A 13499-nucleotide genomic window follows, 5' to 3' on the forward strand; every position below is an offset into this window, starting at 1 on the left:
ATATTAAGGAGGAGTAATGATGACTGAGTTAATATTTCAAAAGGATAGTTATGTAAAAGAATTTGAATGTAAGATAGTAGGGGTAGTTGAGGAAGAGCAGGCTATTATTTTGGATAGAACTGCTTTTTATCCAGGCGGTGGCGGACAGCTATGTGACAAAGGAATAATAGAGATAGCAGGAGAAAAATACATAGTTAAGAAAGTTAAAAAGAAAGGCAGTGAAGTGTATCATTTCATTGAAGGAGAGCTTCCTAAGATTAATGAAATTTGTATAGGTAAAATAGATTGGGAATATAGACATAAATTAATGAGGACTCATACAGCTATGCATATTTTATGCGGTGTTGTATGGAGAGATTACAAAGCACAAGTAACTGGTGGAGATATGCAATGCCTTAAAGCAAGAATGGATTTTGAGTTTGAAAACTTTGATAAAGAATTAATCGAAGAAATTGAAAAAAAGGTTAATGAAGAAGTTGCGTTAAAGAGAAATATTAAAGTAAATATTCTTGGAAGAGAAGAAGCTTTTAAAATTCCGGATTTAATAAGAACAAAAATAAATCTTCTTCCAGAAGGAATTAAGGAAATAAGAACTATTGAAATAGAGGGATTAGATCTTCAAGCAGATGGCGGAACTCATGTAAAAAACACATCAGAAGTTGGGCAAATAAAAATAGTTGATTATAAAAGCAAGGGCAAAATAAATAAAAGAATATATGTAGAAATAGTATAGGGTTTCCAACTCAACTATTCATCTATACTTATCCAAAACTCGTAAAGATACCGAGATTTTGAATAAATATACATGAAGTTTCGTAGTGTATAGCTTATGGAATAGTTAATACTAAAAATGGATAACTATAAATGGTATACTAAGCATTTTTACAAAAAAAGCACATTAATGAAGTATTAACATAAAACCACTTGACATTAGAAAGCAATATAGATAGAATATAAACAATATTAGTACACGATACTTTGGAGGAAATTGATATGATTAATAAATTAGGAAAAGTATTTGCAACTGAATATTATTTTTATTTTAGCAACTGGAGCTTATATTTTAGCGCTGGTTATTTCTGTTGCAAAAAAAATAATAAACTTTTACCTAATGAGATATAAATTTCCTGATATTTTTTATAATTATTAATTTGTATAATTATAAGAGCACTCATTAGCCGAGTGCTCTTTTTTATTTTGATTTGAAAAAAATATTATTTTTATGGAGGTAATTAAGTATGATTATTGTTATTAAACCAGGTACATCTAAAGAAAAGATAGAGAATTTCACAAAAGTTATTAGAGAAAAAGGGCTTCAAATTCATGAGTCTCAAGGGGAAGAATATTTCATTATGGGATTAGTAGGAGATACTTCAAGAATTAATGATAAACAATTGGCAGCTAATGAATTTGTTGAGAAAGTTATTCATGTGCAAGAACCTTATAAAAAAGCCAATAGAATTTTTCATCCAGCGGATACAATAGTTAAAGTAAGAGATACTCAAATTGGTGGTGGTACTCTTTCAGTAATGGCAGGTCCTTGTTCTGTTGAGAATGAAGAACAAATTTTAGAGATAGCAAGAAAAGTTAAACAATCAGGAGCTACATTCTTAAGGGGTGGAGCATTTAAACCAAGAACATCTCCTTACAGTTTCCAAGGTTTGGGACTTGATGGACTTGAACTTTTAAAGATAGCAAGAGAGGAAACAGGATTACCGATAGTTACTGAAATAATGTCAGCTGATATGGTAGGTAACTTTGTGGAAGACGTAGATGTAATTCAAGTTGGAGCTAGAAATATGCAAAACTTCGCGTTACTAAAAGAATTGGGTAGTACAAATAAACCAATACTATTAAAAAGAGGACTATCAGCAACAATAGAAGAGTTTTTGATGTCTGCAGAGTACATTATGTCAAAAGGAAATGAAAATGTAATATTGTGTGAAAGAGGAATAAGGACTTTTGAGAACTACACAAGAAATACTTTGGATTTAAGTGCTGTTCCAGCAATTAAAAAATTAAGTCACCTGCCTATTATTATAGATCCAAGTCATGCTTGTGGTATGTGGTGGATGGTGGAATCATTAGCAAGAGCAGCTGTAGCTGTTGGAGCAGATGGACTTATGATTGAAGTCCATAATGATCCTGTGAATGCTTTTAGTGATGGACAACAATCTATTAAACCTGAAAAATTTGATACATTAATGAAGTCAATAAAAGAAATCCATGCAATTCTTAATAAATGATATTAATGAGGTGATATTTTGAGCGATGTAGACTTTACTAAAATAAATATAACAATAGTAGGCTTAGGAGTAATTGGAGGCTCCTTTGCTTTAGCTTTAAAAGATAAAGGAGTGGGCAATGTTTGGGGTATAGACATTGATGAGGAAACTTTGAGTAAAGCTAAAAATATGGAGATTATAAATGAAGGCTACACACATGCTGAAATTGCTCTTGCTAATTCAGATATTGTTATTCTTTGTGTTTATCCAAGACTAGTAAAAAAGTTTGTTAAAGATAATTCTAAATATTTCAAGGAAGGATCAATAATAACAGATACATCAGGTATTAAACATGGATTGATAGAAGAAGTAAATGCTTTATTACCTGAAAATGTAGATTTTATCTTTGGTCATCCTATGGCAGGGAGAGAGAGAAAAGGTATCGATTTTGCTTCGGAGAAAGTGTATAAGGGAGCGAACTATATTATTACCCCTAATGAAAGAAATAAAGAAGAAAACATAGGATTAATTCATGAATTATTGTTAAAAGCTGGTTTTGGGACAATATCTAGATTATGCCCTAAGGAACATGATAAACAAATAGCATATACAAGTCAGCTTCCACATGCAATTGCAGTATCACTTATAAATTCAGAAAGTTTCCAAGATGAAACAGGAAAATTTATTGGGGATAGCTTTAGAGAGTTAACAAGGATAGCAAAAATAAATGAAAATTTGTGGTGTGAGTTGTTTATGGAGAATAAAGAAAATTTAATAAAGCAAATTGAATTTTTTGAAAATGAATTGGATAAATTAAAAGATTCACTCCTTAATGATGAAGATGAAAAATTAAAAGATCTTTTTAGAAAATCAAGTAAGAGAAGAGAACATATAAGTTAGTTTTAGTAATAATATATTCAATTAATGGATGAAGTTAAAATTAGGAAATCTTACATCATTTTATACTATTAATAAAATAAATCAAATAATAAAGGGGACATAATAATGGTAATTATATTCAAAAAAGACGCACCAAATGAAGAAATGAATAAATTAGGTGAAAAACTTGAAAAGATGGGGCTTCATGTTCAACCTATAATAGGAGAAAATTGCAACATAATGGGGATTGTAGGAGATACAACTGTTGTAGATCCAAGTACACTAGAGGCAAATAGATATGTAGAAAGAATAATGTATGTGCAAGAACCTTTCAAGAAAGCTAATAAATTATTTCATCCAGAAAGCTCTATAATCGATGTTAATGGTACAACAGTTGGAGGAAAAAAATTAGCAGTTATGGCGGGACCATGTTCTGTAGAAAGCTATGAGCAACTTACTGAAATAGCTAAAGCAGTAAAAAAATCAGGTGCGACATTTTTAAGAGGTGGAGCATTTAAACCAAGAACATCTCCATATAGTTTCCAAGGATTAAGAGATGAAGGATTAGAGATACTTAAAGAAGCTAAAAGAATTACAGGGCTTCCAATAGTAACAGAGCTTATGTCTATAGGAATGATTGATAGATTTGTTGATGATGTTGACGTTATTCAAATTGGAGCCAGAAATATGAGTAACTTTGATTTGTTAAAGGAAGTAGGTAAAACTAATAAGCCGATTTTATTAAAGAGAGGAATGTCTTCAACGGTTGAAGAATTCTTAATGTCAGCAGAGTACATAATGTCCGAGGGTAATGAAAATGTTATCCTTTGTGAAAGAGGAATAAGATCATTTGAAACATATACAAGAAATACGTTGGACTTAAGTGTTATTCCAGCTATTAAAGAATTGAGTCACCTTCCAATAATAATTGATCCAAGTCATGCTTGTGGTAAATGGTGGATGGTAGAGCCTATGGCTAAAGCAGCAATAGCAGCAGGGGCAGATGGCTTGATGATAGAGGTTCATAATGACCCAGCTAATGCTAAGTGCGATGGACAACAATCAATAAAACCTGATAAATTTGATGCCATAATGAATAAATTAAGAAAAATTGCTGAGATAGAAGAGAGAGAGCTTTAATATATAATTAGCAATGTGCAATTAGCAATTTGCAATTGAGGATGATTTTGCTTTGCAAAATATTTTAATTAAATTAAACCTATAGAATTAGATTATTATGGAGATGAGTATTGTTGAAGAAATTAACTGTTAAGGTTACTAAAAAGGAATATCCTATTATTATTGATAGAGGCAATATAGAGAAAATTGGATTATTAACAAAAGAATACTTTGATGGGGATAAGGTTGCTATTATAACAGATGAAAATGTGGATAAGTATTATGGTGAAATAGTTGAGGATAGTCTTATTCAGCAAGGATATGGAGTTATAAGAATTATCATAAAACCAGGAGAAAAAAGTAAGTCTTTTGAAAGTTTAAATAAAATATATGAAGAACTATTAGACTTCGAAATTACAAGAGGAGATTTGATTATCACTCTTGGCGGAGGAGTTATAGGAGATTTAGGTGGGTTTGCAGCTTCTACTTTTTTAAGAGGAGTACCGTTTATTCAGGTACCGACGTCTTTACTTGCCCAAATTGATAGTTCAGTAGGTGGTAAAGTTGCAATAGACCTAGAGAGAGGAAAGAATCTGGTAGGTAGTTTTTATCATCCAGAGGCTGTATTTATAGATCCTAATGTTTTAAATACACTAGAAGATAGATTTTTATATGATGGTACAGCTGAAGCAATTAAATATGGATGTATTAGAAGTGAAATATTATTTACTAAATTAGAAGAAATCCAGAATAAACAAGAATATTTAAATTCAATGGATGAGATTATATATGAATGTTGCAAAATTAAAAAAGAAGTGGTGCAAAATGATGAAAGAGATTTAGGAGAAAGAATGATCTTGAATTTCGGACATACATTTGGGCACGCTGTTGAAAAATATTTTGGTTATGAGAAGTATACTCACGGTGAAGGTGTTGCTATAGGCATGTATACTATAACTAAAAAAAGTGAAGAAAGTGGGTTCACTAAAAAAGGAACATTAGAAAGAATGAAAAGGTTGATTCAAAAATATAATTTGCCTTTCTGGGTAGAAGAATTAAAAGTTGATATGGCTATGTCAACTATCTTTAATGATAAAAAAGCAAAAGGCAGTAAATTAAGAATTATACTATTGAAGGACATTGGGAACGTTGTTATAAAGGAAATTGATAAAGAAGAAGTGGAAAAATACTTTTAAAAACAATGTACAATGCACAATTCACAATGCACAATTAATGTGGATTTTGCTATGCAAAATCTTTAAACTAAATAAAGATTTTCGAGCAAAGGGAGAAAATCATCATTAATTGTGCATTGTACATTGTGAATTGTGCATTAAGATTTTAAGGGTCTTTCAGACTATGTTTAAAAAGAAAGGGGTCGTTTTAATGAAGAAGGTAAAGATTATTCCAAGCAGTTTAAGTGGTGAAGTAATAGTTCCTCCGTCAAAGAGTTTGGCTCACAGAGCAATTATTGCAGCCTCTTTAGCAAAAGGAAAATCTAGAATAGATAATATAAATTTCTCAAATGATATAACAGTAACAAAGGATGTTATGATTAATCTAGGGGCGAAAGTTGACATTAATGGAGATATAGTCGAGGTTGATGGTAAAAATACATTTAATATAGATGAAGATGTTACTTGTTTTTGTGGTGAATCTGGATCAACTATTAGATTTCTTATACCAATTTCCCTTTTATCAAAAAAGGAAGCTTCATTTACAGGAGAAGGCAAATTGGTATCAAGGCCATTAGATGTTTATTATAAAATATTTGATGAAAAAAATATTAAATATAAAAATAATAATGGTGAGTTACCTCTTAAAATAAAAGGTGAATTATCTCCAGGAGAATACTCTTTAAGAGGTGATGTTAGTTCACAATTTATAACAGGGTTATTGTTTACACTTCCTTTATTAAATGGAGATTCTAAAATTATAATAACAACAAAGCTAGAATCTGTAGGATATATAGATTTAACACTAGATATATTAAACAAGTTTGGTATTGAAATTATAAATAATGAATATAGAGAATTTATTATAAAAGGTAACCAAGAATACGTAGAGAAAGATTATAGAGTAGAAGGAGATTTTTCTCAAGCTGCATTTTGGATTGTTGCAGGAATTATTGGTAGTGAAATTGATTTAAAGGATATTAATAAGGATTCTCTTCAAGGGGACAAAGCAATACTCCATATTGTTAAAGAGATGAAAGGCACCTTAAAAGATACAGATAATGGAATCAAAGCATGTCCGTCGGATACTAAGGCAGCGGTGATTGATGTATCTCAATGTCCTGATTTAGTACCAGTTTTAGCTGTAATGGCAGCTTTAAGTGAAGGAGAAACAAGAATAATAAATGCTGCTAGATTAAGGATTAAAGAAAGCGATAGGCTAGCATCTACTACAACAGAATTAAAGAAAATAGGAGCGGAGATAGAAGAGTTAGAAGATTCACTTGTGATAAGAGGGGTGAAAAGTTTTACTGGTGGAGAAGTAGACAGTTGGAATGACCACAGAATTGCAATGGCAATGGCAGTTGCTTCTATAAGATGCACAGAACCATTAATTATAAACAATAGTGGTGCAGTTAAAAAGTCTTATCCACATTTTTGGGAAGATTTTAAAAAGCTTGGAGGTAATATAGATGAGTGGAGTGTGGGGCAATAAAGTAAAATACTCAATTTTTGGAGAATCACATGGCAAAGGTATAGGCATTGTAATCGATGGGTTAGAACCAGGAATAGAACTAGACCTGCAGTATATTAAAGATGAAATGCTAAGAAGGGCTCCAGGCAGAAATAAAATGTCTACACAGAGGACAGAAAAAGATGCCTTTGAAATATTGAGTGGTTTTTTTGAAGGTAAAACAACTGGGGCACCCTTATGTGCTGTAATATACAATAACGATATGAAATCTAAGGATTATAGCAAAGTAAAAGATAATATGAGACCAGGTCATGCTGATTATACGGGATATTTGAAATATAGAGGTTTTAACGACTATAGAGGTGGAGGGCATTTTTCAGGTAGAATTACGGCTCCTTTAACCTTTGCAGGAAGTATAGCAAAACAGATTTTAGAACGTGAAAATATTTATATAGGAAGTCATATTAATAGTATAAAAAATATTGAAGACTCTAAATTTAATCCTATAAAAATTGAGGAAAAACAACTACTTGATCTTAGAAAAGAAGAATTCCCTGTATTAAATGGGGACCAAAAACAAATTATGATAGATACTATTTTGAAGGCTAAAGAGAATGAAAATTCTGTAGGAGGCACAATAGAATGTGCAACAATAAATTTACCAGCAGGAATAGGAGAACCATTTTTTGATTCTTTAGAGAGTACATTAGCACAACTTCTTTTTTCAATACCGGCTGTTAAGGGTGTTGAATTTGGAAAAGGTTTTGATATTACAAAAATGACTGGGCAAGAAGCCAATGATGAATACTACATAGAAGATGATGAAATTAAGACCTATTCAAATAATAATGGTGGAATTATTGGTGGAATATCTAATGGGATGCCTTTAATCTTTAAAGTAGGAATAAAGCCAACACCATCAATTTCTTTAAAACAAAAGACAATTAATATTGAAACTAGAGAAAATGTTGAATTAAGAGTTGAAGGTAGACATGACCCGTGTATTATCCAAAGAGCAATACCTGTAATTGAAGCAGTGACTGCAATGGCTATTTTGGAGCACATATAAATAGGGGGAGTTTTCTATATGGATTTAGATAAATTAAGAATTGAAATTGATGATATAGATAAAAATATAGTTGAGTTATTTGAAAAAAGAATGAAAATTGTTGAAGGGGTAGCTTACTATAAATATCAAAATAATATAAATATTTTAAATAGAGAAAGAGAAAAGCAAGTTGTAGAGAAAAACATAAAGAAATTGAATAACAAAGACTATAAGGTAGCATTAGAAGAATTTTTTTATGACTTGATGAAAATTAGTAGAAATTATCAGAGTAATAAAATTCAGCAATGGGATAATGAAGGGTTAGAAATAGAAGAAATTAAATCAGATGATAATATAAAAGAACAAAAACTAGTTAATGATGAAGAAATGCTCAACATTGTATATCAAGGTGTTCCAGGTTCTTTTAGCTACGAGGCATTGGAGTCATTTTTCAATGATGAGATAAAAGAAAATAAAGTAAATAAAATAAATGTAGAATCCTTTGGAAATGTATTTGAAGAAATACAAAATGGAAAGGCTGATTTTGGTGTTTTACCAATTGAAAACTCTTCTACTGGAGGCATATCTGATGTATATGATCTTTTAAGAGAAAATGATTTATACATAGTTGGGGAAGTTAAAGTTAAGGTAGAGCATAATCTTTTAGGAATAAAAGGCTCGACTATTGAGGATATTGAAGAAGTTTATTCTCATCCACAAGGCCTTGAGCAGAGCAAAGAATTTTTATCACAGCATAATAATTGGAAAAACATACCTTATTTAAATACAGCAGCATCGGCTAAACTTATAAAAGAAACAGGGGATATTACTAAAGGATGTATAGCTAGTATTAAGGCGAAAGAAATATATGAACTTGAACTTTTAAGTGAAAAAATTAATTTTAATGGTAAAAATTATACTAGGTTTGTTATTATCGGTAACAATACTACTATAGCTAGTGATTATGATAAAGTAAGTATTGTTTTATCTGTAATGCATAAATCAGGTGCGTTGCATAATATATTAACTATTTTCAAAAAATATAGTTTAAATATGATGAAAATAGAATCTAGACCAATAATAGAAAGACCTTGGGAATATTTTTTCTATATTGACTTTGAAGGTAACATAAGTAACGATAATGTAAAAAAGGCTATTGATGAAATAAAGAGAAATAGTAAATTTAATAAGTATCTAGGAAATTATAAAATGTGTTAAATTTAACCGAATTAATGTTTGAGAAACTATTCTATATATATTAAAATAGATATAGGTAACTTAAATACATAGGGTCTTCACGGAAAAAAATTCATACTTGGTTCAAAACATAGACATATAAACTAGTTTTGAACAAATATAAACACTTGAAATGGAAACTCTAAACAAAATTAGCTTGGAGGCTTTAAAATGAAAATATTATGTGGTCTTTTAGGTGAAAAATTAGGGTATAGTTATTCACCTCAAATACATTCTTCCTTATTTAAAAAATTGGATTTAAAATCCCATTATTATTTATTTGAAATTGACAAACATAGTCTTGCTCATTCAGTTAGTTCTATGAAGGTATTGAATATAAAAGGACTAAATGTAACTATACCGTATAAACAAGAAGTAATTAAATTCTTAGATGAATTATCTCCAGAAGTAAGTAAAATAGGTGCAGTAAATACTATAGCCTTAAAAGATGGAAAAACTATAGGTTATAATACAGATTATTTTGGATTTAATAATCTAATGGAAAAATTTAAAGTTGAGGTTAAAGATAAAGTTGCAATTATTTTAGGTACTGGTGGTTCTGCAAAAGCAATATACCAAAATATTTCAGATAAGGGAGCTTCAGAAATATATATTGTAACTAGAAATAAATTCAAAGAATTCGATGGATTTGAAGAAGCTCATATTATTGATTATACAGACTTGAATGAATTTGAAATGGGAGATATTATGGTGAATTGCACACCAGTTGGAATGCATCCTAACATTGAGGATTGTCCAGTAGAAAAAAGTATTTTAGAAAAGTATAGTGCAGTTATAGATTTAATATATAATCCTGAAAAAACAAAACTATTATTATATGCAGAAGAATTTGGAATACAAGCAATAAATGGATTATATATGCTTGTAAGCCAAGCTATTAAAGCAGAAGAATTGTGGCAAAATATAGAAGTGAATTATAAAATTTCAGATGAAATATATGAGGAATTAAAGCAAACTATGTATAATAAAGAAGGGTAAGATTATTTTGAAGAACATAGTTCTAATAGGAATGCCAGGGTGTGGTAAAACAACAATAGGAAAGAATTTGGCTGAAGTATTACATTTAGGATTTATAGATGTAGATGAATTTATTGAAACAAAAAATAATGAAAAAATAACAAATATGTTTGAAAAGTATGGAGAAGAGTACTTTAGAGATAAGGAAAAAAAAGCTATCGAAATGGTATCTCAATATAATAACAAAGTTATATCTACTGGTGGTGGAGTAATTAAACATAGTATCAATATGGCGAATTTAAAAGAGACAGGTATAATTATTTTTATTAATAGACCAGTAGAACGAATTATTGAGGATATTGATACTAGCGGTAGGCCTTTACTTGCTGAAAACAAAGAAAAAATATATAAGTTATATTCTGAAAGATATGATTTGTATAAAAAATACGCTGATTATGAAATTGTAAATGATAAAACTTTAGAAAAAACTATTGAAAAAATAGAGGAAATAATAAAAAATAATCAACATTGAAAAATTATGGGTTACGATAAATTAAAGATTCTATGAAGAATGAATAGAATCATCCTTAATTGTGCATTGTGCATTGTGCATTGTGCATTAAAAAGATAGCTACTATTATGATTAAAAAAGATAGTACTAAATTATAAAAACAAAAATAAGTATAATCACAAAAAAGGGTGTTGTACATGAAGATTTTAGTTATTAATGGACCTAATTTAAATATGTTAGGTATTAGAGAAAAAAGTGTTTATGGAAATGAAGATTATGAATATTTGTGTGAATTAATTAATATAGAAGCCCAAAAAAGAAATATTGATGTTGAACTTTTTCAAAGTAATGTAGAAGGAGAAATTATTAATAAACTTCATGAAAACTATGGTAAAGTGGATGGTATTATAATAAATCCTGGAGCTTTTACTCATTATAGCTATGCTATTTATGATGCAATAAAAGCTGTTAATATTGATACTATAGAAGTGCATATTAGCAATATTCATAAGAGAGAAGAATTTAGGCATAAATCAGTAACGGCAGCAGCTTGTTTAGGTCAGATTTGTGGACTTGGCCTCGATGGTTACATATTAGCTATGGATGCTTTGATATCAGCGAAAAAATTATAAGAGCATAGTAATTAAATAAAATTGGATATGATAAAGAGTATGGAAAAAATTTTTCATGCTTTTTTTATATTTATAGTTCACTTTATTATTTTATAGAATTAAAATTAGTTGAATTTATTAGCCTGTAAAATTATCAGAAAACTGTTGACAAAATTAAAAATTCAATTGTAAATGTATGTTATTATTGAATAATATTACTGTATGATGTAGAATGTTTGTATATTTATTAAATTGGGGGCGACAAGATGCAAGCAAGAGAATATGTAGAAAAGGTTTATGAAGATCTTATTAGTAGAGATCAGGGGCAAAAAGAGTTTCAACAAGCTGCAAAAGAGGTTTTATTTTCATTAGTTCCAGTATTTGAAAAAAATCCAAAGTTTATTGAAAATGGAATTTTAGAAAGACTAGTAGAGCCAGATAGACAAATAATGTTTAGAGTCCCATGGGTTGATGACAAGGGTAGGGTAAAAGTAAATAGAGGATTTAGAATACAATTTAATAACTCTATAGGGCCTTATAAAGGCGGTTTAAGATTACATCCATCAGTTAATTTAAGTATTATTAAATTTTTAGGGTTTGAACAAATTTTAAAAAATTCTCTTACAGGACTACCAATAGGTGGTGGTAAGGGAGGGTCTGACTTTAATCCAAAAGGAAAATCAGATGCAGAGGTTATGAGATTTTGCCAAAGTTTTATGACTGAACTTGCAAAACATATAGGAAAAGATGTGGATGTTCCGGCTGGAGATATTGGTGTAGGTGGAAGAGAGATTGGATATTTATATGGGCAATACAAGAGAATTAATACAAATTATGATGCAGGGATATTAACAGGTAAAGGTTTAACTTATGGTGGAAGTTTAGCTAGAACTGAAGCGACTGGATATGGACTTATTTATATAGTAGAAGAAATGTTAAAAGATAACGGTTTAGAAATAGAAGGTAAAAAAGTTGTCCTTTCAGGTTCAGGTAATGTAGCAATTTACGCTATGGAAAAAGCAATAAAGCTTGGAGCAAAAGTTATAGCATGTTCAGATTCAAATGGATATGTATATGATGAAAATGGAATAGATGTAGAGACAGTAAAAAGACTTAAAGAAGTTGAAAGAAAGAGAATAAAGGAATATGTAACCTACAATCCAGGAGCAAAATATGTGGACAATAGTTCAGAAGTTTGGACAATTCCATGTGATATTGCTTTGCCATGTGCAGCCCAGAATGATATAGATGAAGCAGCAGCAACTATATTAATGAAAAATGGATGTATAGCTGTAGGAGAAGGGGCAAATATGCCATCTACCCTTGAAGCAATAGATGTATTTTTAGAAAATAAAATATTATTTGTACCTGCAAAAGCTGCAAATGCCGGTGGAGTTGCGGTATCTGCATTAGAAATGTCTCAAAATAGTATGAGGTATTCTTGGACTTTTGAAGAGGTGGATAGTAAACTAAAAGATATTATGATTAATATCTATAACAATAGCAAGGACAGAGCAAAGGAATTTGGTATGGAAGGTAACTTAGTTGCTGGTGCTAATATTGCGGGCTTTATGAAGGTTGCAGAAGCTATGGTTGCGCATGGGGTTGTATAGCTTTTTAAAAATGTACAATTAGCAATTAGCAATGTACAATTAAGGAAGATTTTCTTCCCTTTGGTCAGAAAATTATCGAATTTTTAAAAAGATAATTTACAAATTAGATTTAATAGATTTAATATTAAAAAGTTGCTGATTTTTTTAGTAACTTTTATTTTTTTGAACTTTTTTTATTTTGAATCGTATATAAGGTAAATACTAATAATTTAATATATGAAATATTAATGATAAAATAAGAGTAACAGATTATAGGGGGAGGTTTTAAGTGGAAAATAGAAAAGATAAGATAGTTAAAATTTTTATTATAACTATAAGCTCATTACTAGTTTTATGTATTTTAATGACTGTTACTGACTATTTTCGAACAACTCATAGCTTTGAAAAACCAGTATTTACAAGATGTATAAATGGATATGATGATGGTGGATCAGGTACATATATAGGGATAGGATATTCTATAGAAATAGAAGGCAATTTTATGCCGGAAGATGAATTTCAGGGAGTAACTCACGCACAATTTAGTTTCTTTGGTAAAGAAGTGAAAGACGTTATACGTGATTGAACAAACATTTAAAGGAATATATTTAGTAATATCTGTTTAAAAGATTTTATTACTAATAATGTAAA

14 protein-coding genes are annotated in these 13499 nt (G+C 29.8%); all 14 read left to right on the top strand.

Annotated features, from left to right (window positions below):
• Positions 1 to 19: 19 nt before the first annotated feature.
• Positions 20 to 733: an alanyl-tRNA editing protein gene (locus ACVHXK_RS10570; RefSeq protein WP_461206358.1), complete on the top strand. Its 714-nt coding sequence runs from the start codon at positions 20 to 22 to the stop codon at positions 731 to 733.
• Positions 734 to 993: 260 nt separating this feature from the next.
• Positions 994 to 1122: a hypothetical protein gene (locus ACVHXK_RS10575; RefSeq protein WP_461206359.1), complete on the top strand. Its 129-nt coding sequence runs from the start codon at positions 994 to 996 to the stop codon at positions 1120 to 1122.
• Between the two features lie 116 nt (positions 1123 to 1238).
• Positions 1239 to 2246: a 3-deoxy-7-phosphoheptulonate synthase gene (aroF, locus tag ACVHXK_RS10580; RefSeq protein WP_461206360.1), complete on the top strand. Its 1008-nt coding sequence runs from the start codon at positions 1239 to 1241 to the stop codon at positions 2244 to 2246.
• A gap of 42 nt (positions 2247 to 2288) precedes the next feature.
• Entirely contained in the window at positions 2289 to 3125 is an 837-nt protein-coding gene (locus tag ACVHXK_RS10585; protein ID WP_461206405.1) for a prephenate dehydrogenase, read from the top strand.
• Positions 3126 to 3230: 105 nt separating this feature from the next.
• Positions 3231 to 4244: a 3-deoxy-7-phosphoheptulonate synthase gene (gene aroF / locus ACVHXK_RS10590; protein WP_461206361.1), complete on the top strand. Its 1014-nt coding sequence runs from the start codon at positions 3231 to 3233 to the stop codon at positions 4242 to 4244.
• A 113-nt stretch (positions 4245 to 4357) separates the two neighbouring features.
• On the top strand, positions 4358 to 5419 hold the full coding sequence (gene aroB, locus ACVHXK_RS10595) for a 3-dehydroquinate synthase (RefSeq protein WP_461206406.1): 1062 nt from the start codon (positions 4358 to 4360) through the stop codon (positions 5417 to 5419).
• 190 nt (positions 5420 to 5609) lie between these two features.
• Complete coding sequence (aroA, locus tag ACVHXK_RS10600; protein ID WP_461206362.1) at positions 5610 to 6893, top strand: 3-phosphoshikimate 1-carboxyvinyltransferase; 1284 nt, start codon at positions 5610 to 5612, stop codon at positions 6891 to 6893.
• The gene (gene aroC, locus ACVHXK_RS10605; RefSeq protein ID WP_461206363.1) at positions 6871 to 7941 is read left to right on the top strand and encodes a chorismate synthase; all 1071 of its coding nucleotides are present in this window, start codon (positions 6871 to 6873) and stop codon (positions 7939 to 7941) included. The genes aroA and aroC overlap by 23 nt, the downstream gene beginning before the upstream one ends.
• Before the next feature lie 18 nt (positions 7942 to 7959).
• Positions 7960 to 9138: a chorismate mutase gene (locus ACVHXK_RS10610; RefSeq protein ID WP_461206364.1), complete on the top strand. Its 1179-nt coding sequence runs from the start codon at positions 7960 to 7962 to the stop codon at positions 9136 to 9138.
• Positions 9139 to 9327: 189 nt separating this feature from the next.
• Positions 9328 to 10155, top strand: coding sequence for a shikimate dehydrogenase (gene aroE, locus ACVHXK_RS10615; protein WP_461206365.1), 828 nt, complete (start codon positions 9328 to 9330; stop codon positions 10153 to 10155).
• A 7-nt stretch (positions 10156 to 10162) separates the two neighbouring features.
• On the top strand, positions 10163 to 10666 hold the full coding sequence (locus tag ACVHXK_RS10620; protein WP_461206366.1) for a shikimate kinase: 504 nt from the start codon (positions 10163 to 10165) through the stop codon (positions 10664 to 10666).
• 176 nt (positions 10667 to 10842) lie between these two features.
• Complete coding sequence (aroQ, locus tag ACVHXK_RS10625; RefSeq protein WP_461206367.1) at positions 10843 to 11277, top strand: type II 3-dehydroquinate dehydratase; 435 nt, start codon at positions 10843 to 10845, stop codon at positions 11275 to 11277.
• Positions 11278 to 11522: 245 nt separating this feature from the next.
• Entirely contained in the window at positions 11523 to 12869 is a 1347-nt protein-coding gene (gene gdhA / locus ACVHXK_RS10630) for an NADP-specific glutamate dehydrogenase (protein WP_461206368.1), read from the top strand.
• A 268-nt stretch (positions 12870 to 13137) separates the two neighbouring features.
• Entirely contained in the window at positions 13138 to 13434 is a 297-nt protein-coding gene (locus tag ACVHXK_RS10635) for a hypothetical protein (protein ID WP_461206369.1), read from the top strand.
• The last annotated feature ends 65 nt before the right edge of the window (positions 13435 to 13499 follow it).

It is taken from the genome of Clostridium sp. DL1XJH146 (assembly GCF_054819755.1).